This window comes from Polaromonas sp. (genome assembly GCF_012927415.1).
Taxonomy (GTDB): Bacteria; Pseudomonadota; Gammaproteobacteria; order Burkholderiales; family Burkholderiaceae_C; genus Polaromonas.
The window spans coordinates 1-21,916 of the sequence record NZ_JABBPF010000032.1; the positions used below are offsets into that span (position 1 = coordinate 1).

Below are 21,916 nucleotides of genomic sequence, written 5' to 3' on the forward strand. Positions count from 1 at the left end.
AGGCGGGCGCCCAGAGCCAGCGCAGGCCGCCGTGCCACTCGATGAGCTGCGCGTCAGGCGACAGATCGGCCAGACCAGGCAGCGTCATCGCGGGGGTGGTCTGCGGCACGCTGAGCCGCCACAGGCAGGAATCAGCTGACGGCGGCTGCGCGAAGAAAGGCAGGGTTTGCTCTCGGCAGGCATTCCAGTCGGCAGCGGCCTGAGCCTGATCCATGCGCGTGGCCTGGCCCTGCCGGGCATGCACGTCGGCCGTCATGCGCGGGCAGGCTGCTTCGACCGCGGCGACAGCCCCGCGCAGACGCACAAACAGGAAGTCGCCGGCCGGACGGCTACTCGCGTCATGCACCCAGCAGCTGGCGTTGAGCGGCAGCGGCTGGCTTCCCCAGTAGTTGAGCAGGTCGAGCGACTGCTGCTGCGGCAGGTTGCACATCAGTGTGGCCTCGGCGGGCGCCACCGGCAGCACCTTGAGGGAGACCTCCAGCAGCACGCCCAGCGTGCCGAGCGCGCCGGCCATCAGGCGTGACACGTCATAACCGGCGACATTTTTCATGACCTGGCCGCCGAATGTCAGAATTTCACCCTTGCCATTGAGCAGCACCACGCCCAGCAAATAGTCGCGCACCGCTCCTGCGCTGGCGCGTGCCGGTCCGTTGAGACCGCAGGCCACCATGCCGCCGACCGTCGCATCGGGGCCGAAATGCGGCGGTTCGAAAGCCAGGCACTGGCCGTGCGATGCCAGCAGAGTTTCGAGTTCGGCCAGCGGTGTGCCGCCGCGCACGGTGACGACCAGCTCGCTCGGCTCGTAGCTGATGACGCCGGCGAATGGCGACATGTCCAGCACCTCGCCGGTCAGCGCCTGGCCATAAAAATCCTTGCTGCCGCCGCCGCGAATACGCAGCGCCGTGCCGCTGGCTGCCGCATCGCCCACGCGCCTCGCCAGGAAAGCCGTGAAATCAGTGTCTGCATTCATGACAGGAATGGTACGCGGCCCGCGGCTCGTGGTTTTGATCTTTTTGAACGGAGTTTGTTCGGTTTTTTGCCGTACTGTCGCCGCAATCAGGCATGGGCAGCTCCCGAGGGACGCAGCCGCAAGTAGCACGACAGCATGGAATGCCGGCCATGGCGGCTTGCGAAAATGTTTTGTTTGCTATTATTTATATAGCAAATAATAGCCATAAATACTGGACCTGAAGCTGATTTCATTCAAAAACCTGCGCTCCGGCCCTGCCGCGCTCAGTCCTGGAAGAAATTAACCGGCAGGCCGGCCACCCCGACCCGCATGGAAAAGACGCAGCCCGAGTCGGGCCAGGCTTGCAATTCCTGCGCCGGCCGGTTGTAGCGCGCGGTGGTGAGGTAGAGCGTTTTGAGGTCATCGCCGCCAAAGCAGGGCATGGTCGGGCAACGCGCCGGCACGCTGATGTCTTCCAGCAATTGGCCCGCAGGCGAAAGCTTGAGCAACCGCCCGCCTTCGAACATGGCGACGTAATAGTTGCCTTCCACATCGACCGCAGCGCCGTCCGGCCGGCCGCCGTAGCCAGCCATGCCGGGCTGCCAGCCTGCGGGTTTTCCGGGCCACTGGCGAAACACGCGCTCGCGGCTCATGACGTTGCTTTGCGCATCCCAGTCCCAGGCGCGAATGGTGTGGGCGGGCGTATCGGCCCAGTACAGCGTGGCGCCATCGGGCGACCATGCCAGTCCGTTGGCAATCACGGCATGGCTGGCCTTGAGTTCGACCACGGGTGGCTGGCCATGGCGACAATCGACTGAAAAAAGCTGCGCCTTGTCGGCATCGCGTGGCTCGTACATGGTGCCGGCCCAAAAACGCCCCAGCGGATCAGCCTTGCCGTCGTTGAATCGGGTGCTGGCCGTGTCGTGCTCGGCCAGCATGAGAAGCTGCAGGGCGCCGCCCCATTGCGGTGCCCGGTAAATGCCGTCGCGCAGCGCAATCACGAGCCCGCTCGGTTTCCCCTGGCTGCGAGCCGGCGCGATGCAACCCGGCTCCGAAGGCATGGCCCAGCTTTGCACCGCGCCGGTGATCACACTGGCGCGGTGAATCTGTCTGCCCGGAATATCCACCCAGTAGAGAGTTTGCTCATCAGGGTGCCAGAACGGCGATTCTCCAAGCTCGCTGGTTTGCGCAATGACGGTCTGCCAGGTCATGGGCATGTCTCCTTTGATGAACATTTCTGTGCGGCGCGGCCGGTCTCACTGTAGCGGCAAAAAAAACAGCCCGCTGGCTTTGGGCCTGCGGGCTGAACATCCTCGGAGAACTCAACTATGACGCCGCAACTGGCGCAAACCTGTCATCTCATGTCATCAGCGGCTGTAGGCCGTTTCACCGTGCGAGGTGATGTCGAGGCCTTCACGTTCGTCTTCCTCGCTGACGCGCAGACCGATGGTCAGGTCAACAATCTTGTAGGCGACGAAGGACACCAGGCCCGACCACACAATGGTGATCAGCACTGCTTTGGCCTGAATCCAGACTTGCGAAACGATCGAGTAGTCGGCAGCAGTGATACCGGTAGCCGTCACCCAGTCAGCCACAAAGCCGGGGCCGCCCAGGCTTGGGGAGTTGAAGACGCCGGTCAGCAAGGCGCCGACAATACCGCCAACGCCATGCACACCGAACACATCGAGCGAATCGTCCGCACCGAGAATTTTCTTCAGCCCGTTGACGCCCCAGAGACAGGCAAAACTGGCAACACAGCCGATCACCAACCCACCGCCGATGCCGACGTTGCCGGCGGCCGGCGTGATGGCTACCAGACCGGCGACGGCACCGGATGCGGCGCCCAGCATGGAAGCCTTGCCTTTCATCAGCGCTTCACCGATACACCAGGCCAGCACGGCAGCCGCCGTTGCGCCCAGGGTGTTGATGAAGGCCAGCGCGGCAAAGCCGTTGGCTTCCAGAGCGGAGCCGGCGTTGAAACCGAACCAGCCAGCCCACAGCAGGGCGGCACCGACCATCGTCAGCGTCAGGCTGTGCGGCGCCATCGATTCCTTGCCGTAACCAATGCGCTTGCCGACCATGAAGGCGCCGACCAGACCCGCAACGGCCGCATTGATGTGCACGACGGTGCCGCCGGCAAAATCAAGCGCGCCGGACTGCCAGAGGTAACCGGCCTTGGCGTTCATCGCGTCAACCACTTCCTTGCCGGTGTAGGCATCGGGACCCATCCAGAACCAGACCATGTGTGCCATCGGGGCGTAGCTGAAGGTGAACCAGATCGCCATGAACATCAGCACTGCCGAGAATTTCATGCGTTCGGCGAAAGCGCCGACGATCAGCGTGCAGGTGATGGCCGCAAAGGTGGCCTGGAAAACAGCAAACACGATTTCCGGAATCACGACACCTTTGCTGAAGGTAGCGGCATTGGCAAAAGTGCCGGCGGCGTTGTCCCAGATGCCTTTCATGAACAACCGGTCAAAGCCGCCAAAAAAGGCATTGCCCTCGGTGAAAGCCAGACTGTAGCCGTAGAGAAACCAGAGCACGATGATCATCGAGAAGGTCACCATGACCTGCATCAGCACCGACAACATGTTCTTGCTGCGGACCAGCCCGCCGTAGAACAGCGCCAGGCCGGGAATCGTCATCAGGATCACGAGCAAGGTGGACACCATCATCCAGGCGGTATCGCCCTTGTTGGGAACGGGCGCTGGCGGAGCAGAAGCTGCTGCAGCGGGCGCTGCAGCAGTGGCAGCGGCCGGGGCTGCCGCGGCGACCGGAGCCGCTGCCGGCGCAGCAGCGTCAGCGGGTTTGACTTCGGCGGGCGCGGGCGTCGCCAAGGTGGCGGCGGAGGCAGCCGGTGCGGCTGGCGGAGTCTGCGCCACGGCGAGGCCGGTCGTCAGCAGGCTCAATCCGAGGGCAAGAGAGGCAATTAGTTTTTTCATGGCGATGTTCTTTTTTTCAGGGTTGAGGTCTAGAGTGCTTCCTTGCCGGTTTCACCGGTCCGGATACGCACGACCTGCTCGAGGTTGTAGACAAAGACCTTGCCGTCGCCAATCTTGCCGGTACGGGCGGAAGTCTCAATTGCCTCAATCACCCGGTCTACCAGATCGTCAGACACCGCCGCTTCAATCTTCACTTTGGGCAGGAAATCGACCACGTACTCCGCGCCGCGGTACAGCTCGGTATGGCCTTTCTGGCGACCAAAGCCCTTGACTTCAGTGACGGTGATGCCTTGCACGCCCATGCTGGAAAGTGCTTCACGCACCTCGTCCAGCTTGAACGGTTTGATGATGGCCGTTACGAGTTTCATTTCAACTTTCCTCCAGAATGAATGGGTGGAGCGGCCATAGAGCTTGCCGCTCCTGGTCGCTTACAGGGTTTTTGTCAGCATTACGACCAGCGTGCTTTTGTTGATCGACTTGCCGCTGCTGTCGACCGAAGCCGGATAGACGTAGCTCGACTTCTTGTTCGCGCCGACCACCGCGCCGGAAAGTGCCAGGCCGCTGCCCAGGTCGTAGCTGGCGCCCACGCTGTAGTCCATGTAATTGGGGATACCCGCGTCGCGCACGGCGCCCTTGTAACTGGTAAAGCCGAGCGACGCCTTCAGCGTGACTTTCGGGGCAACTTCCTGGGCAAAGGCCAGATTCAGGTAGCCCGTGCCGCGGCCCTCGCCGATCAAATACTCCTTGCCGATGCCGAAATAGCCTCTTGAAACGGTACGCGAATATTTGGCGCTGACCGGGCCGTAAGTACCGCCCAGGTAAAGCTCGGTGGTGTTGGCGCCGCTGGCGCCGGGATAGTAATACGTCAGCGCGCCGACATCCATGTCGAGCGGACCTGCCTTGAATTTATAACCGCCGTAAAGATCAATTTCGACGCTGTTGCTCGGATTTGACGGCAAATACTTGGTCCAGTTCACCGTGGAATTCCAGTTGCCCAGGTAAAAACCATTTTCGAAAGCGTAATCCACGCCGCCTTGCAGCGCCGGCTTGAAGGCCCGGGTTTTCGACTGATCCTGGTCCTGGCCGCGGAACTTGTAGTTGCTGACGACCGAAATGTTGAAAGACAGCGGTTCTGCAGGAGGCGCTTCAGGCGCAGCCGTCTGCGCGAAGGCGGTGCCAGACAACACTAAAGCAGTGGTGAACGCAAGCTGGAAACAATTGATTTTCATGAGGGGCTCCGGGTTTGGTAAATTGATGCAACCTCTTTAGCACGGACCGTGCCAGACCTTCTCGTTCCCTGATGGGCAAAGCGTCCACCTGATGCACGCCTGTCGCGTTAGCTAAAGATGCAAAAACTTGTAACGCACCATATTGGCGCGGCAAAAGCGCACAACTTTGAGGCATTTATGCAAAAGGACTACCCATGAGCTTGTCTTTAGTGCAAAGCCGGGCCCTGCTGGGTCTGGATGCACGGCCGGTTTGCGTTGAAGTGCACCTGGCCAACGGCTTGCCCAGCTTCACGCTGGTCGGTCTGGCCGAGACCGAGGTGAAAGAAGCGCGCGAACGGGTACGCTCCGCGATCCAGAACACAGGGCTGGAATTTCCAGCCAATAAACGGATCACCGTCAACCTGGCGCCCGCCGACCTGCCGAAAGACTCAGGGCGCTTTGACTTGCCGATTGCGCTGGGGATTCTGGCTGCCAGTGGACAGATCGACGGCCAGCGGCTGAACGGTTACGAATTTGCCGGCGAGTTGTCACTCGGCGGCGACTTGCGGCCGGTCCGGGGTGCGCTGGCCATGAGCCTGGCATTGGCCCGGCCGGCCGCTGGGACTTCACGCACACCGCCCAAGCTGGTGCTGCCCGAAGGCAGCGCGCAGGAAGCCGCGCTGGTGCCCGACGCTGAAATCTACCGGGCTCACCACCTGCTCGATGTGGTCAGGCAGTTTTTGCCGGGTGGCGGGGCGCCCGAGTTGCTGGACGGCTGGACGCGGGTCGCGCCGGCACTGGCGCAGCCACCACCGGTCTACCCGGATCTGGCCGACGTCAAAGGCCAGGCGGCCGCCCGCCGCGCGCTAGAGATTGCCGCCGCCGGAGGCCACAGCGTCCTGATGGTGGGTCCGCCTGGCTCGGGCAAGTCCATGCTGGCGCAACGCTTTGCCGGCCTGTTGCCCGCCATGACGACTGAAGAGGCGCTCGAAAGCGCCGCTGTTGCGTCGCTGGGCGGACGTTTCACGCTCGACAACTGGGCGGTGCGCCCAACCTGCTCACCCCACCATACGGCCAGCGCCGTGGCGCTGGTAGGTGGCGGCTCACCCCCCAGGCCCGGCGAAATCTCGCTGGCGCATCGCGGTGTGCTGTTTCTTGACGAGCTGCCCGAGTTTCCGCGCGCCGCACTTGAAGCACTGCGCGAACCGCTGGAATCGGGTCAAATCACGATCGCCCGGGCCGCCCAGCGCGCCGAGTTTCCGGCGCGCTTTCAGCTGATCGCGGCCATGAATCCCTGCCCTTGCGGCTATCTGGGCTCCAACTTGCGTGCCTGCCGCTGCTCGCCAGATCAGGTCTCGCGCTACCAGGGCAAACTCAGCGGGCCGCTGCTGGACCGGATTGATCTGCATGTGGAAGTCGGCGCGCTGGCGGCGGATGCGCTGGTGAACACGCCGCCCGGCGAGGCCACGCAGGTGATTCGCAGCCGCGTGGTCGCGGCACGCGAGCGCGCAATGGCCCGCCAGGGCAGCGCCAACCAGGCACTGCAGGGCCAGGCGATTGACGCGCAATGCCAGCTTGACACGGCGGCAGCGAAATTTCTCAACACTGCGGCAACCCGCCTGGGCTGGTCGGGCCGCGGCATTCATCGCTGCCTGAAAGTGGCCAGAACGATTGCCGACCTGGCGGGCGCGCAAACCGTGCAGGTCACGCATGTGGCAGAAGCCGTGCAGTACCGGCGGGCGCTCAAGGCGGCGCACTGAGCTGACTCGTCTGATCAGGCCGTGGCACAACCGCGGCACGGCGAAGAAATCCTTATCGCCCCTGGTATTCGGGAGAAACCGGCGCTTGGGCGGCAACCGGCGCCGCGACAGACCGGGGACTGTAACTCACGCCATCCTGCGTGCGCAGCGTCGAACCTTCCACCGTCACGCGGCTGCCGACACCTGGCGCGTGCGCCACCTCCACCGTGCGGCGTGAGCCGTTTTCCATGCGCACGCCGACCTGGTAAACGGTTTCCCTGCGCATCTTTCCTTCGATGGCGTTGCCGGCAAAACCGCCGCCTACCGCACCCAGAATGGTCGCTGCCGTGCGACCGCCGCCATGGCCAACCTGGCTGCCCAGCACCGCGCCGAGCACGCCACCAGCCACCGTGCCGACGCCTACGCCGGTTGGTTTGGACGAGCGCTCGACCGGCGTGACCGACTCGACAGATCCGCAGACCGCGCAAACGGGCGCCGCAGCCACAGCCGCCGTGTGGCTTGAGTAAGCCGGATAAGGCGCAGACCCGGCAGCAGGCGCCGGAGAAACCCCGGCGTAACCGGGGACCGGCGCCGGCCTGGCAAAGTGTGTGACCCCCTTTTTCGCCGGAACAGGCTTCGCCGTAACAGCCACCGGTTTCTCACTCAGGTCGTCAGCGGCATTGAACGAAGCAGCAGCCGGCGCGGCGAGCTGCGGAGCCGCCAGCGTGGCGACGGGCCCAATCGGTGTTACAGGTGCGCGCTGGTTGTAGATCAGCGTGCCGCCCATACCAAGCACGGCAACGCCAAGGATGCCGACCGCGGCCCACAAGGGTTTGGTATGGCCGGAAGAGGCGAACTGCTGGCCGGGCTGCAAGGTGTCAGTGGAGGTGGTCATGGCGTTTTGGCTTTCCTGGAAAACGGTTAGTCGTCGGGCATCCGGTGATGCGGAAAAAAGGTGCGACGGCCACCCGCTTCCCCTGCGTTGATAACTAACGCTCGACCGCCTTCAAAGTTAGACGGCTCCGGCAACTCTTGCGTGTCGTTTTGTAAATGCCGTGTTGGCACGCAGTAAGGACCTGTAAGACAGGCGGAGACTGCCGTCGGCGCCTCCGATCCGCAGACGTCAGCCCTGCCGGCGCTACAAATTGGGCGCCAGCAGCCTTGCCAGATCTTCAGCTTTCTCGCCACGACGGCGCGCCAGGTCGAGCAACTGGTCATCACCGATTTTGCCGACGCTGAAATAGGTGCTTTGCGGATGACTCAGGTAAAAGCCGCTAACGCTGGCCGCCGGCGTCATGGCGCGACTCTCGGTCAGGGCCATGCCGATCTCCCCCGCGCGCAACAGCTCGAACATTTCCTTTTTCGCGCTGTGGTCCGGGCACGCCGGATAGCCTGGCGCCGGGCGGATACCCTGGTATTTCTCGGCAATCATCGCGTCCCTGTCGAGGGACTCGGCCGGCACATAACCCCACAGGTCCTTGCGCACCCGGTGATGCAAGGCCTCGGCGAAGGCCTCAGCCAGGCGGTCGGCCAGCGACTTGAACATGATGGAGGAATAGTCGTCGTTGTCATCAAGGAAATACTTTTCCTTCTTTTCAGCGCCCAGACCCGCCGTGACGGCAAAAACACCGATGTAATCGGCAATTTTTTGATCATTCCGGTCACTGGTCTTAAATTTACCAGCACGGGCAGCTATCAATTCAGGAGCAAGTTGCTTCGGCGCGACAAAATCGGCCAGGCAGCGGCTCGGCCGCATCAGACCATCGACCGCCGTTTTCTCTAGCTGCTGGCGCAGGCCGTACCAGGTCATCGCCACTTCGCTGCGGGTCTCGTCGGTGTATATCTCGATGTCGTCGCCGACGCTGTTGGCCGGATACAGGCCCATCACGCCACTGGCGGTAAGCCAGCGGCCCTCGATCAGGCGTTTGAGCATGCGTTTGGCGTCGGCATAGACGCGCACCGCCTCGGTGCCAACCACCTCGTCTTTCAAGATCGCGGGGAAAGGGCCGGCCAGATCCCAGGTCTGGAAAAACGGACCCCAGTCGATGTATTCGGACAGCTCGGCCAGATCAAAGTTTTTGAACACGCGCCGGCCGATGAATTTCGGCACGGGCGGCGTGTAATTCACCCAGTCAATGACCGTGGCATTGGCGCGCGCCCTGACCAGCGGCCACATCGGTGTCTGCTTTTTGTTGGCGTGCTGGATGCGCACTTTTTCGTAGTCAGCGTTGACGTCTTCAATGTATTTGGCCGCCTGATCCGACAGCAGGCCCTGCGCCACGCTAACGCTGCGCGAAGCATCGGGCACATAGACCACCGGGCCTTCGTAATGCGGTGAAATTTTCACCGCCGTATGGACCCGGCTGGTGGTCGCGCCGCCGATCAACAGCGGAATCTTGTTGAGGCGGAAATGGTCGTCCTTCTGCATCTCGCTGGCGACATACTGCATTTCTTCCAGGCTGGGCGTGATCAGGCCGGACAGGCCGACGATGTCCGCTCCCTCAGCCTTGGCCAGCGCCAGAATCTCATGGCAGGGCACCATCACGCCCATGTTGACGACTTCAAAATTGTTGCACTGCAAGACCACGGTGACGATGTTCTTGCCAATGTCATGCACGTCGCCCTTGACGGTGGCGATGATGATTTTTCCCTTGGTCTTGACATCACCGCCAGCGGCCTGCAGCAGCAGCTTTTCGGCTTCGATGTAGGGCAGCAGATGGGCCACGGCCTGCTTCATCACGCGGGCGCTTTTCACCACCTGCGGCAAAAACATCTTGCCCTGGCCGAACAGGTCGCCGACCACATTCATGCCGTCCATCAGCGGACCTTCAATCACATGCAGCGGCCGGCCGCCTTCGGCCTTTATCGCCTGCCAGACTTCCTCGGTGTCTTCAACGATGAATTCGTTCAGGCCATGCACCAGCGCGTGCGACAGGCGCGCACGTATCGGCAGCGCGCGCCATTCGTACTTCTTGCTGTCGTCCCTGGCGCCGCTTTGGGCCGTTTCGGCGACTTCGATCAGGCGCTCGCCGGGTGTGAGATGCGCTTCGCCCGGCTGGTACATGGGTGCGCGGTTCAGTACCACGTCCTCGACGCGCTCGCGCAGCACCGGCTCCAGGTCGTCATAGACGCCGACCATGCCGGCGTTGACAATACCCATGTCCATGCCGGCCTGAATCGCATGGTACAAAAACACCGTGTGAATCGCCTCGCGCACCGGGTCATTGCCGCGAAAGCTGAAGCTCACATTGCTGACGCCGCCCGACACCTTGGCACCCGGCAGATTGGCCTTGATCCAGCGCGTGGCGTTGATGAAGTCGACCGCGTAATTGTTGTGCTCGTCAATGCCGGTGGCAATGGCAAAGATGTTGGGATCAAAGATGATGTCTTCTGGCGGAAAACCGATTTCATCGACCAGCAAGCGGTAGGCGCGCTCACAGATGCCGATCTTTCGCTCGTAGGTATCGGCCTGTCCCTGCTCGTCAAACGCCATCACGACAGCGGCGGCGCCGTAGCGCTTGAGCAGCCTGGCATGGTGTATGAAGGATTCAACGCCCTCCTTCATGGAAATCGAGTTGACGATGCCCTTGCCCTGGATGCAGCGCAGACCGGCCTCGATCACGCTCCACTTGGAGCTGTCGATCATGATGGGAACGCGCGCAATGTCGGGCTCGCCGGCGATCAGGTTCAGGAAACGCACCATGGCGGCCTGGCTGTCGAGCATGGCTTCGTCCATGTTGATGTCGATGATCTGCGCGCCGTTTTCAACCTGTTGGCGCGCCACGGCCAACGCGGCTTCAAAATCGCCATTCAGGATCATGCGGGCGAAGGCCTTGGAGCCCGTGACGTTGGTGCGCTCGCCAATGTTGACGAACAGGCTGCCAGCGCCAATATGAACCGGCTCCAGGCCGGATAACTTCATCGGCGGGACTTCGTGGCCGGCATGGGCGGGATCGAAGGATTGAATTTCGGACATGGACTCACCTTGAGACAAAGGTGAGCGTCGTTGCCAAAGGGTTGAAACCGGACCCCGTTCACCCAAGCCTGACGAAACCTTGGTTTCGCTGCAACGCTCCTTGAGTTATGCTGGATTTTAAGCATCTCTCGCGCACTACTGGCCGCCTCACTTCAAAACCCATAATTTTTCCCGATGTTAAAGCAGTTTTTCCGCACCAAAATCCTTCGGCTATACGGCACGCCAGCGGCTAGGACGCAGGAGTCCGAAACCGCCGATCTGGCTGCCGAACTATTGATTGCACCGACGGCGCTGATGCAGCTCACCCGCGAAGACGCCCGGGTCGTGGTGCGTTACATGCTGCCAAGAAAAATCGATAAGGGCACCACCTTCATCTACGAGGGCGACAAGCGTCATACCGATTTCATGATGCTGCTGCTCGATGGTGAAGTGACGGTGGAGACGATTGTGGTCAGCCGGGTTCAACCCATTACAGTCACCGTGCTGGGCCGCGGCAGCCTGATCGGCGAACTGGCACTGCTCGACGGCGAACCGCGTCACGCCTCCTGCACCGCCACATCCCATCTGCGCTGCGCCATCCTTAAGCGCCAGGCATTGGAGCAGCTAGTCACCGACAGCCCGGCGGTTGCCGCCAAACTGATGCTGGCCGTGTCCTCGCGCATTGCCGCGCGCCTGCGTGAAAACGCTGACAAGCTCAAGCTCTATGTGCAGTTGACCCAAGCCATGGAGCAGGAGATCGGCGAGCGCAATGCCGCCTGACTCCGGCTGATTACTGGTCTTTTCTTCTGCACGAAGAATGCTGCTTGCCCCGCCCTGACGTGCCGGGGAGCCGCCTTGCGGCCCCGCGCCAGGGCGCTACGCGGCTTGCCGGTAAAACAGCCGGCGCTGCTGCACTGCCCGCCCCGGCAAGGGCGCAACCGCGTGGGCGATCGCCTCGATGTGATCGGGCGTGGTGCCGCAGCAGCCGCCCACGATATTGACCAGCCCCTCGGCCGCAAACTCGTGCAGCAGGCGCGAGGTGACGTCGGGTGTTTCATCAAAGCCGGTGTCGCTCATCGGGTTGGGCAGGCCGGCATTCGGGTAGCAGCTGATGAAGGTGTCGGGCGCGGCCTTGGCCAGCTCCTGGATGTAGGGGCGCATCAACGCCGCACCCAGCGCGCAGTTCAGGCCGATAGCCAGCGGATCGGCGTGGCGCACGCTGTGCCAGAAGGCGGTCACGGTCTGGCCGCTCAGGATCCGGCCCGAGGCGTCGGTGACGGTGCCGCTGATGATAAGCGGCAGCCGCTCGCCCGAATCTTCAAAGTACTCGTCAATCGCAAACAGCGCCGCCTTGGCGTTCAGCGTATCGAAAATCGTCTCGACCATCAACACATCGCTGCCACCCTTGACAAGCGCTTCGGTCTGCTCGTAGTAGGCCTTGCGCAATTCTTCAAAGCTGGTGTTGCGCGCACCCGCGTCGTTCACGTCGGGGCTGATGCTGGCGGTCTTGGGCGTGGGGCCCAGCGCGCCAACGACAAAGCGCGGCTTCTCGGGCGTGGAAAACTTGTCGCAGGCGGCGCGCGCAATGCGCGCTGACGCGAGGTTCATTTCCACCGCCAGCTCGGCCATGTCGTAGTCGGCCTGGGCCACGCTGGTAGCGCCAAAGGTGTTGGTCTCTATCAGGTCGGCGCCGGCAGCCAGGTAGCTTTCATGGATGTCGCGGATCACTTCGGGCCGGCTCAAACTCAGCAATTCGTTGTTGCCCTTGACGTCTTTGTGAAAGTCCATAAAGCGCTCGCCGCGGTATTGCGCTTCGCTCAGCTTGAAACGCTGAATCATGGTGCCCATCGCCCCGTCGAGAATCAGAATGCGCTGCGCGAGGAGGGCGGGGAGTTGCCCGCCGCGGGTATAGATGATCTGCTTCATGGTGTCATTTTAAGACGCCCCTGTTTGTCGGGAAAAGTCACGGGCAATTTTGCGGCGGGCCGCCGCCGAGGAAATGTGCCCCGCAAGAGGCAGCGCACGGCATGCCAGCCGAGCAAAGGTGGCGCCACCATCTTCCCCGACAATAGGCGGATTGCGCCAACCCGATCGATGAAGAATTTACACCCCCAGGAAGCCTGGACCTCGCTGCATGCGCGCTTTGACACGCGGTTCGTCGACAGGCGCCTGGAAATAGAGTCACTGTTTGGTGGCCGACCGCTGGGCGTGGTCAGTGTGCCGCGGTATGAATACCCGGACCTGCAGCCCGAAGCGCAGAGATTTGCCGAACTTGTCGCGCGGGGAGCCACCAGCAAGCAGCCGCCGGTGCTGCTGATCTGCCGCTCGGGCTGCTGCTGGCTGGACGCCGGGCTGGCGCTTTGAGTGCCTGCCGTGGGAGCAGGTGTAGATTTTCAAGCCGAACCGGCCGCCGGTCCAATTTTTTAGGTCTCATACTGCTATCTAATAAATAGCATTTACCCAGTTCTTTCCATTCACTTCGGTCCCCGCATTTTGTCTTCATTGCCCGTTTCTTCACCTTCTCCAACGTCGCTGGACGTGCTTGGCCAGGTTTTTGGCTACAGTCACTTTCGCGGCCCGCAACAAGCCATTGTTGAGCATGTCGTGCGGGGTGGCGACGCGCTGGTGCTGATGCCTACCGGCGGCGGCAAGTCGTTGTGTTACCAGATCCCGGCCATCGTGCGGCAAAACGCGGGGCACGGGGTGACGATCGTGATCTCGCCGCTGATCGCGCTGATGCACGACCAGGTCGGCGCACTGCTGGAGGCCGGCGTGTCGGCGGCATTCCTCAATTCAACGCAGACCTTCGAGGAAAGCAGCCAGCTTGAAAAGCAGCTGCTGGCACTCAAGCTGACGCGGCTTTACGCCGCGCCCGAGCGCATCAACACGCCACGCATGAAGGGCCTGCTGGCCTCCTTGCATGAGCGCGGTCTGCTGAGTCTGTTTGCGATTGACGAGGCGCATTGCGTGAGCCAGTGGGGTCACGACTTCCGGCCCGAATACCGCAGTTTGAGCCTGCTGCACGAAACCTTTCCCGACGTGCCACGCATGGCGCTGACAGCGACGGCCGATCACCTGACACGTCTGGACATGATAGAGCGGCTCAAGCTCGAAGAGGCGCGCGAGTTTGTCAGCAGCTTTGACCGGCCCAACATCCGCTACACCATCGTCGAGAAAACCGACGCGACGCGCCAGCTGCTGCGCTTCATCCAGACCGAACACGACGGCGAAGCCGGCATCGTCTATTGCCAGTCCAGAAAACGCGTGGAAGAAATCGCCGCCATGCTGCAGGACGCCGGCATCAAGGCCATGGCCTACCACGCCGGGCTCGACGCCAAACTGCGCCAGCAGCGGCAGGACCGCTTCCTGCGCGAGGACGGCATGGTGATGGTGGCAACGATTGCCTTCGGCATGGGCATCGACAAGCCCGACGTGCGCTTCGTCGCGCACCTGGACATGCCCAAGAACATCGAAGGCTACTACCAGGAAACCGGCCGCGCGGGTCGCGATGGTTTACCCGCCGACGCCTGGATGACCTATGGCCTGCAGGACGTGGTGAACCAGCGCCGCATGATAGACACCAGTGAAGTTGCCAGCGAAGAGTTCAAGCAGGTAATGCGTGGCAAGCTCGACGCGCTGCTGAGCTTGGCCGAAGACACGCGTTGCCGCCGCGTCAGCCTGCTGCAATACTTTGGCGAAGACAGCCAGTCCTGTGGAAACTGTGACAACTGTTTGAATCCGCCGGCGGTGTGGGATGCAACTGACGCCGCGCGCAAGATGCTGAGTTGCATTTACCGCGTGCAGCAGGCCAGCGGCATCAGCTTTGGCGCCGGTCACCTGATGGACATCCTGCGCGGCAAGCTGACTGAAAAAGTCACGCAATACAGCCACGAAAGTTTGAGCACTTTTGGCATCGGCACCGACCTGGCCGAAGCGCAGTGGCGCGGCGTGCTGCGCCAGCTGATTGCCAAAAACATGGTGCGGGTGAACGCCGAAGCCTTCAACACGCTGCAGCTGCTGCCCGACGCGCGCCAGGTGCTCAAGGGCGAAGTCAGCGTGCTGCTGCGCCAGCAGGCCTTGAGCTCCAAACCCGAGCGCAGCAAGCGCGGCGCCAAGACATCAGTAAAGGGCATGGCCGAGGCCGCACTGAACGCCGGTGCGCTGGAACGGCTGGCCCGCCTCAAGGCCTGGCGCGGCGACGTGGCGCGCGAACACAACCTGCCGGCCTTCGTGATCTTTCACGACGCCACGCTGCGCGCCATTGCCGATCAGTCGCCGCAAAGCCTGCATGACCTGGAAGGCATCAGCGGCATGGGGGTCAAGAAGCTGCAGGCTTACGGGGCCGAGGTGCTGCGGGTGTGCATGGCGCCGGCTTGAGAAGCAGCAGGCCGGGATTGCCGACCCCGAGTTGGCCAGGTTCGGCCCGAATTATTGATAAAAACATGCTCCAGTCCAATTCGGACGGCTACGAACAGCTATTTTTTTCATAGCTTACCCAGACCCCTGCTCTCCAAATTACCTTGCCCCAAAAAAACGCTTTGCGCTTTAAAAAGGAGAGCAAATACTATGCAGGCAGATGCTATTGTTTCAGGCAAGGGGCAAGTCATGCTACCGGCCGCCATGCGGGCCGAGCTGAAGGTGCAACCCGGATCACGCTGACGCGCTCTTGGGGAACCTGCTATGGGACAGCCGGCAAAGACCGTGAGCCGGCCGGCGGTGCAGCCCGACGGGCAAACGCCCACGGCCCTCGACATTTCCAGCAGAAAGGCAGGTTTTAGCCTTCTGGTCCAATCACTACGGCCATAGTCAGCTATTTATTAAATAGCAAGCATTACTGCAGAAAACCCATGTTCCGCCCTTCCCTCACCTCGGGCTTGATGCGGTGCTCGGCCTCCAGTTGCGACAAAAATTCGTCTGTTGAAAACACCGCCGCCAGTATCGTGAGCTGGCGCTTCACCGCCGCAAAATCCCCCGGGCACAGCTGCGTGAGCTGGCTCAGCCTTTTTTGCAGCGGCGCGGTCAGCAGCGCCACATCGCCGGCCAGCGCCTCGGTGACAAACATGGCTGCACGCTGCGCACTGGTCAGCGCCATGAACTTGAGCTTGAAGGTGAAACGCCGCAGCGCCGCCTGGTCCAGGCTCTCCAGCAGGTTGGTGGTGCAGATGAAAATACCGGCATGGCGCTCCATGCCCTGCAGCATTTCATTGACTTCGGTGACCTCATAGGTGCGCTGGGCGCCGCGCCGGTCCTGCAAAAAGCTGTCGGCCTCGTCAAGCAGCAGTACGGCCTTCTCGGCTTCGGCTTCACGGAACATGGCGGCCATGTTCTGCTCGGTTTCGCCGACGTATTTGCTCATCAGATCACTGGCCTGCTTGATGAGCAGGGGCTGGTCAAGCGTGCTCGCAATGTGCTCGGCCAGCGCGGTCTTGCCGGTACCGGGCGGGCCGTAAAAACACAGGCTGCCGTGGCCCCGGGCTTTCAGCGCCTGCACGATTCGCGGCACCTCAAACCGCGATTCGACGTTCAGCATGGACAAATCGTAGCGCGTGACGCTGCGGCGCGCCGAGGCTTCGGCCTTGTTGCCGAGCGCCACATCGGCATTTTTAAGCTGCCGCTCTATCAGCAACTCCATCAGCGTCGGCCGCCCACCCGCCAGAATTGCCTGCAGGCCGGCTTCATCCACCCCGGCATCCATGGTTTTTTCTGGCGCGCTGGCCAGCCGGGCAAAACGCACCGCCGTGCGGATTTGCGCCGGCGTCAGGCCTTTGCGGGCGGTCAGCTTGGCGACAAACGCATCGCTGACCTGCACCCCTTCGAGTGTCTTTCGGACAATGCCTTCGCGCGCACCGGGCGGCGGCGAGCGCAGCTCCAGGTGGTAGGCAAAGCGGCGGCGAAAGGCCGGGTCGATCTGCTCGATGCGGTTGGTGATCCAGAGCGTTGGAACGGCGTTGGACTCCAGCACCTGATTGACCCAGGCCTTGCCACTGACCGAGCCGGTGGCCGGCGCCGACAGCTGATCGGAGCGGGCCATCAGCAGCGCGGCCTCACTGGAAATGGGCGGAAAAACATCCTCCACCTCGTCGAACAGCAGGGCCGAGTGCGTGCTGCCCTTGAGGAAGACCTGCGCGATCTGCAACGAACGGTAGCGGTCGCGCCCGCTCAGCGAATTGCCGTCGCGGTCGGCATATTCAACCTCGAACAGATTCAGCCCGGCGGCCTGCGCCACCACCTTGGCCAGCTCGGTCTTGCCGGTGCCGGGCGGCCCGTAAAGCAGCACATTGACGCCCTGCTCTTTGGCGGCGACCGCGTTGCGCAGCAGGGACACCAGCACCTGCGCGTCTTCCTGTACGAAGGCGAAATCGGCCAGCCCCAGGCAACTTGCGGCGGCGGGCCGGGTAAAAACGGCCATCAGCTCGTTCTGGTCGCGGTACTCGCGCATCAGCACCGGCGGCAGCTTCTCGCTGACCTTCATCAGGTCGGCCAGATCGGTGATGTTGTGCTCGGAAATCAGGTTTTCAACCATGCCGATGCGCTCCAGCCGCGAGCCGGCCCGCAAGGCTTCGGCCACTTCGGGCGCCTTGACGCCAGCCACGTCGGCCAGCGCGGCATACGCCTCGGGCGCATTATTGACCTTGAACTCGACCAGCAGCGAACGCAGGTCGCGCTGATAGCGCGCCAGCGTGCCGTACAGCAGCAGGGCGCGCTCGGCGCGGTTGAGCTGCAGCAGGCCGGCCAGCGAATCGATGTTTTTTTCCACCAGGGTGGACTGTTTTTTCAGCGCGTGGGTCAGCCAGTCACCGGTAGCGGCCAGCACCGAGAGCAGATCCCTGGGCTGGTCCTTGGCATACTCGTCGAGATAGAAAAACAGCGTGCCCTCTTCATACGGGCCTCGCCATGCGCCGTGCCTGAGCATGAACTCGACGTCGCAAAGCAGCTCATGGCCGCGCCAGAACTCGTTGTCCTTGCAACGCCGCCCGAGGAATTCCCGCAGCCGCCGCATCGCCGGCAACGGCCAGACAAGATGGCGGCCAGACAGCGACAACAGGCTGTTCAGGTCGCGCCGCACGTTGAACTTGGCACCTTGGCGCGCGACCAGGCTCAGCACAAACTGCGAGCACATCAACTCCAGTACCGGCGCCTCTTTAAGCCCGGGAGAAAGCAGCCACTGTTTGGGATGCTCGACGACGGAACGCTTGTTCATGGACAAACTCCTGTTTGCGCTCACCGCTGATCTTTCCTCCTGTTGTTTTTGCTTCAATGAGACTGCACCATAACGCAAGCTGAAGCATCATGGAAGACACTACTTCAATGCCTGCGGGCGAAACGGGTTGCGACCGTCCAGCACAAAGGCGCGGAAAATGGATCGCTGCCAGCCCCAGCTGTCGCCCGAAAGAAATTTGATGCTCAGCCTGACCGATATTGAACAAGCCGCCCAGCGCCTGCAAGGCCACCTGCTGAACACGCCGTGCGTGGAGTCGCGCACGCTGTCGCAACTGACCGGCGCGCAGATTTACCTGAAGTTTGAGAACCTGCAATACACCGCCTCGTTCAAGGAGCGCGGCGCCTGTAACAAACTTGCGCAACTCTCTGCCGACGAACGGCGTCGCGGCGTGATCGCCATGAGCGCGGGCAACCATGCCCAGGGCGTGGCCTACCATGCGCAACGCTTGGGCGTGCGCGCCGTCATCGTGATGCCGCGCTTCACGCCGGGCGTGAAAATTGAACGCACGCGCGGCTTCGGCGCCGAGGTGGTGCTGCACGGCGACACACTCGATGAAGCACGCCAGCATGCGCTGCTGCTGGCCGAACGCGAAGGCTTGGTATTTGTGCATCCCTATGACGACGAAGCCATCGTCGCGGGCCAGGGCACGGTGGGGCTGGAGATGCTGCAGGCCGTCCCTGAACTGGAGGTGCTGGTGATTGCCGTGGGTGGCGGCGGACTGATCGCGGGCATCGCCACTGCCGCCCGGGCGCTCAAGCCCGGCATCGAAATCATTGGCGTGCAGACCGCGCGTTTTCCCGCCATGGTCAACGCCATCAAGGGTACGCAGCATCCGCAAGGCACGAGCACGATTGCCGACGGCATTGCGGTCGGCAGGCCCGGCCTGATCCCACAAGCCATCATTGCGCAAAAGGTCGACGATCTGCTGCTGGTGGACGAAGGCGACATCGAGCAGGCGATGGTGATGCTGCTGGAAATCGAGAAAACCCTGGTCGAGGGCGCAGGCGCGGCCGGGCTGGCGGCGCTGCTCAAATTCCCGGCGCGCTTTGCCGGCAAAAAAGTCGGACTGGTGCTGTGCGGCGGCAATATCGACCCGCTGCTGCTGGCCGCCATCATCGAGCGCGGCATGGTGCGCGCCGGGCGGCTGGCGCGCATCCGGGTCGGCGCGCGCGACATTCCAGGCTCGCTGGCCAAAATCACCGCCACCGTGGCCGATGCCGGCGCCAACATCGAAGAGGTGCATCACCAGCGCGCCTTCACCATGCTGGCAGCCCAGAATGTGGAGATCGAGCTGGTGGTGCAGACACGGGGCCGGGCGCATATCGGGCAGGTGCTGGCCACGCTGACTGCGGCGGGCTTTGAGGCGGCCGAGCAGCACTGACCTTTCCGCCCCCGCCAGCGCATCTGCCGCGCGCGCCCTTTTCTATCGCAGGTGCTTGGCCAGCCGGGCAGCAAACAGCGTTGGGATACTGACACCGCGCCGACCGGGAATCACCTCGAAAGCATCGCCGGCGCGCAGCGTGCCAGGGCTGGCCACCGACAGGTAAAAGCCGCAGAATCCGCTTTGCGCCATCAGCCTGGACGCACCGGCAAAACCCATCACTGCATTCAGTTTGTAGCAGGGCTCCCGCGGCAGTGTCACTTGCAAGGCACAGCCCGGAAATTGCAGCACATCGCCAGCCCAGACCTCCGACTCAAGCAGGCCCTGCAGTGTGAGGTTTTCACCCAGGCTGCCGTTCGGCAAGCTGTCGTCGATTTGAGCCAGCCCGGCTTGGCGCCGCATGGCCAGCCAGTAGGGGTAATGCTCGGACGGGTAGGCGTAAACGGCTTTGTCCAGCCCGCCATGAACCGACAAATCGGCCTGCTCGTCTCCCAGCAGGCCCAGCGGCATCAGCGGCACGGCATCCGTCACGGATTGTTTGCCAAAGGCCGTCAAAATGCGGCGCTCGCCGATTTTTATCCGGCGCGCCTTGCCAAGCTGTAGAGAAAGAAGTTGCGTCATTGCGTGGATGAAGAAAGGCGGTCGATCGGTGCGGGCGCCGGGCCCTGGCCCTGGCCAGCCTTGCAGCACCGGCGCCATGGCTGGCGAAGGCCGGCGCATCAGGGTCTTGCGCAGGCGATTGTCGCCGGGCGCACCAAAAAGGTAAAATCCAGTCAGATTTTTACGTATCTCAGGAGTCAACATGTCGAGTCCAGCAAATCACACCAGCCCTGCCGCAGACAGCAGCCCTGCATTCGCCCATGAGCCGGACGCGGTTGAAGCCATTGTTCCGTTGATTCCCCTGGTGCTCCCGCTGGTCGGGGGCGTACTGATGTTCCTGCTCGCCTTTATCGCCGTTTTCATGGCGTGAAGCGCCGGCGCTTTCCCGCCAAAGTCCGCATCGCGCGGACTTTTTTTACGGGCGCATCCCGGCTCGCACGCGGGGCTACAGACTCCTGAAACAGTTCAGGGCGTAAGCGACATGAAGCGCGGCGCCCCTGTACAAGACATCTTCATCAATGTTGAACTTCGGGTGGTGATGCGCAAAGCAGGCACCCCGGCTTTCATTGTGCACCCCAATAAAGGCCATCAAGCCCGGGTACACCTCCAGAAAATCGCCGAAGTTCTCAGACACCATCAGCGGCGGAAATGCAATCAGCTCGCCAGCGCCAAACAACTCCTGCACGGCCTTTTCAGCGACGCGGCTGCAGCCCGCCTCGTTGAACAGCATGGGCCCGCCACGCATGATGGTGACTTCGGCCCGGGCGCGAAAAGTGTCGGCAGTGCTCTGCACTACCCTTCGCAGGGCCGCTTGCAGATGGACCTGATCAGCCTTGTCGGTAGTCCTGAGGGTACCGGCCAGCACTGCCTTGTCCGGGATGACATTGCCCGCCTCCCCACTGTGAAGCTTGCCAAACGTAAGGGCGGCGGCATGGGTCGGATCAATCTCGCGGGCGATCAGGTGCGACACATTCATGACGATGGCGGAGGCCACCACAATCGGATCCACCCCCCGGTGCGGGGTGGCGCCGTGACAGCCCACGCCCTCGATGACAACCTGGAAATTGTCGCCTGCCGCCATGCGCGGCCCTGCCTGAACGGAAAATTTTCCACTCTCGATCTCTGACCACAGGTGAATGGCAAAAGCGCTCTTGACCGGCCATGGCGCCAACAACTTCAGTATTTCAGCGGTGCCGCCGCCCCGCTCCTCGGCCTGCTGAAAACAGAGCTTCACCGTTCCGTCCATCCCGTCCTTGAGATGCATGAATACCTGTGCGGCACCCAGCAGCATGGCGACATGACCATCATGTCCGCAGGCATGCATCACGCCGGCGTTCCGTGAGCAATAGCTCAGATGCGGGTTGTTCTCGTGGATAGGCAGCGCGTCCATGTCGGCACGCAGGGCGACCATCTGGCCTTGGCTCTTGCCCTCAATGGTCGCCACAATGCCGAAGTCACCCGCCAGCTCAAAGGGAATACCCATTTTTTTCAGCTCTTGCTGCACCAGTTGCGAAGTGGCTTGCTCCTCGAACGAGAGCTCGGGAAGGCTGTGCATCGTGCGGCGCATATCCACCATGTAATCCTGGTAGCGCCTTGAAATATCCGCGACTGTTTCAGTCATGCTCTATGCCTCATGGTTTGCAGATCAAGCCGGGGCCGCCGGCTCTTGTTTTCTTCAAAAGGGGCCACATTCCCATCAGCCCCACGACCGGCCCCGGCAGCAAGATCCACAAGGCCTTGCTGCCCAGCACGTCGATGACACCCAGCAGTAGAGTGATGCTGACGATGGTGATCAAAAACCCAATGCTGTTCTGAATGGCCAGCGCGCTGCCCACCCACTGCGGCGGACAGCTTCGCGCAGAGATCGACGAGAACTGCGGCGAATCAGCGACCACGAAAAACCCCCAGGCAAGCAGCACT

Annotated in this window: 17 protein-coding genes, 1 pseudogene and 1 riboswitch; of the genes and pseudogenes, 6 read left to right on the forward strand and 12 right to left on the reverse strand. The window is 62.3% G+C overall.

Translation table 11 applies throughout. The features are described from left to right. The 5 genes from glcE to HHJ19_RS03405 all read right to left on the reverse strand — a co-directional run. On the reverse strand, positions 1-970 hold a 970-nt coding region (gene glcE / locus HHJ19_RS03385; protein WP_296904060.1), incomplete at its 3' end, for a glycolate oxidase subunit GlcE. Positions 971-1,233: 263 nt separating this feature from the next. After that, positions 1,234-2,160 carry an SMP-30/gluconolactonase/LRE family protein gene (locus HHJ19_RS03390; protein WP_296904063.1) on the reverse strand — a complete coding sequence of 309 codons (927 nt, stop codon included), beginning with the start codon at positions 2,158-2,160 and terminating at the stop codon, positions 1,234-1,236. Positions 2,161-2,316: 156 nt separating this feature from the next. Continuing rightward, positions 2,317-3,891 (reverse strand): ammonium transporter, encoded by a 1,575-nt coding sequence (gene amt / locus HHJ19_RS03395; RefSeq protein WP_296904065.1) that lies wholly within the window; start codon positions 3,889-3,891, stop codon positions 2,317-2,319. Between the two features lie 29 nt (positions 3,892-3,920). Then, positions 3,921-4,259 (reverse strand): P-II family nitrogen regulator, encoded by a 339-nt coding sequence (gene glnK, locus HHJ19_RS03400; RefSeq protein ID WP_296904067.1) that lies wholly within the window; start codon positions 4,257-4,259, stop codon positions 3,921-3,923. Between the two features lie 60 nt (positions 4,260-4,319). After that, positions 4,320-5,120, reverse strand: a complete 801-nt coding sequence (locus tag HHJ19_RS03405) for a TorF family putative porin (protein ID WP_296904069.1) — start codon at positions 5,118-5,120, stop codon at positions 4,320-4,322. 194 nt (positions 5,121-5,314) lie between these two features. Here HHJ19_RS03405 and HHJ19_RS03410 point away from each other — a divergent pair, with 194 nt between their 5' ends. After that, positions 5,315-6,859 carry a YifB family Mg chelatase-like AAA ATPase gene (locus tag HHJ19_RS03410; RefSeq protein ID WP_296904071.1) on the forward strand — a complete coding sequence of 515 codons (1,545 nt, stop codon included), beginning with the start codon at positions 5,315-5,317 and terminating at the stop codon, positions 6,857-6,859. A 52-nt stretch (positions 6,860-6,911) separates the two neighbouring features. Here the strand turns inward: HHJ19_RS03410 and HHJ19_RS03415 are convergent, their stop codons facing one another. Together HHJ19_RS03415 and metH are read right to left on the reverse strand one after the other, a co-directional pair. Beyond that, positions 6,912-7,733 carry a glycine zipper 2TM domain-containing protein gene (locus HHJ19_RS03415; RefSeq protein WP_296904073.1) on the reverse strand — a complete coding sequence of 274 codons (822 nt, stop codon included), beginning with the start codon at positions 7,731-7,733 and terminating at the stop codon, positions 6,912-6,914. A 243-nt stretch (positions 7,734-7,976) separates the two neighbouring features. Beyond that, entirely contained in the window at positions 7,977-10,814 is a 2,838-nt protein-coding gene (metH, locus tag HHJ19_RS03420; protein WP_296904075.1) for a methionine synthase, read from the reverse strand. 15 nt (positions 10,815-10,829) lie between these two features. Continuing rightward, positions 10,830-10,922, reverse strand: a riboswitch (S-adenosyl-L-homocysteine riboswitch). Between the two features lie 66 nt (positions 10,923-10,988). On the opposite strand from metH, the gene HHJ19_RS03425 reads away from it, so the two are divergent. Further along, positions 10,989-11,573 carry a cyclic nucleotide-binding domain-containing protein gene (locus tag HHJ19_RS03425; protein ID WP_296904077.1) on the forward strand — a complete coding sequence of 195 codons (585 nt, stop codon included), beginning with the start codon at positions 10,989-10,991 and terminating at the stop codon, positions 11,571-11,573. A 96-nt stretch (positions 11,574-11,669) separates the two neighbouring features. Here the strand turns inward: HHJ19_RS03425 and HHJ19_RS03430 are convergent, their stop codons facing one another. After that, complete coding sequence (locus tag HHJ19_RS03430; protein WP_296904079.1) at positions 11,670-12,719, reverse strand: homocysteine S-methyltransferase family protein; 1,050 nt, start codon at positions 12,717-12,719, stop codon at positions 11,670-11,672. Positions 12,720-12,887: 168 nt separating this feature from the next. Between HHJ19_RS03430 and HHJ19_RS03435 the strand changes: the two genes are divergently transcribed. Further along, positions 12,888-13,157, forward strand: coding sequence for a hypothetical protein (locus HHJ19_RS03435; RefSeq protein WP_296904080.1), 270 nt, complete (start codon positions 12,888-12,890; stop codon positions 13,155-13,157). A gap of 129 nt (positions 13,158-13,286) precedes the next feature. Then, the gene (recQ, locus tag HHJ19_RS03440) at positions 13,287-15,170 is read left to right on the forward strand and encodes a DNA helicase RecQ (protein ID WP_296904082.1); all 1,884 of its coding nucleotides are present in this window, start codon (positions 13,287-13,289) and stop codon (positions 15,168-15,170) included. A gap of 454 nt (positions 15,171-15,624) precedes the next feature. Here recQ and HHJ19_RS03445 read toward each other — a convergent pair whose 3' ends face one another. After that, the gene (locus tag HHJ19_RS03445; protein WP_296904083.1) at positions 15,625-17,994 is read right to left on the reverse strand and encodes an AAA family ATPase; all 2,370 of its coding nucleotides are present in this window, start codon (positions 17,992-17,994) and stop codon (positions 15,625-15,627) included. Positions 17,995-18,193: 199 nt separating this feature from the next. Between HHJ19_RS03445 and HHJ19_RS03450 the strand changes: the two genes are divergently transcribed. Continuing rightward, the gene (locus tag HHJ19_RS03450) at positions 18,194-19,396 is read left to right on the forward strand and encodes a threonine ammonia-lyase (protein ID WP_296904089.1); all 1,203 of its coding nucleotides are present in this window, start codon (positions 18,194-18,196) and stop codon (positions 19,394-19,396) included. A 42-nt stretch (positions 19,397-19,438) separates the two neighbouring features. Here HHJ19_RS03450 and HHJ19_RS03455 read toward each other — a convergent pair whose 3' ends face one another. Then, positions 19,439-20,200: an MOSC domain-containing protein gene (locus HHJ19_RS03455; RefSeq protein ID WP_366929379.1), complete on the reverse strand. Its 762-nt coding sequence runs from the start codon at positions 20,198-20,200 to the stop codon at positions 19,439-19,441. Here HHJ19_RS03455 and HHJ19_RS03460 point away from each other — a divergent pair. Then, positions 20,199-20,366, forward strand: a complete 168-nt coding sequence (locus HHJ19_RS03460; protein ID WP_296904085.1) for a hypothetical protein — start codon at positions 20,199-20,201, stop codon at positions 20,364-20,366. The genes HHJ19_RS03455 and HHJ19_RS03460 overlap by 2 nt on opposite strands. A gap of 75 nt (positions 20,367-20,441) precedes the next feature. On the opposite strand, the gene HHJ19_RS03465 is transcribed toward HHJ19_RS03460, so the two are convergent. Both HHJ19_RS03465 and HHJ19_RS03470 read right to left on the reverse strand, forming a co-directional pair. Then, positions 20,442-21,617 (reverse strand): amidohydrolase, encoded by a 1,176-nt coding sequence (locus tag HHJ19_RS03465; RefSeq protein ID WP_296904087.1) that lies wholly within the window; start codon positions 21,615-21,617, stop codon positions 20,442-20,444. A gap of 10 nt (positions 21,618-21,627) precedes the next feature. After that, positions 21,628-21,916: pseudogene (locus tag HHJ19_RS03470) on the reverse strand (hypothetical protein); the annotation flags it as partial.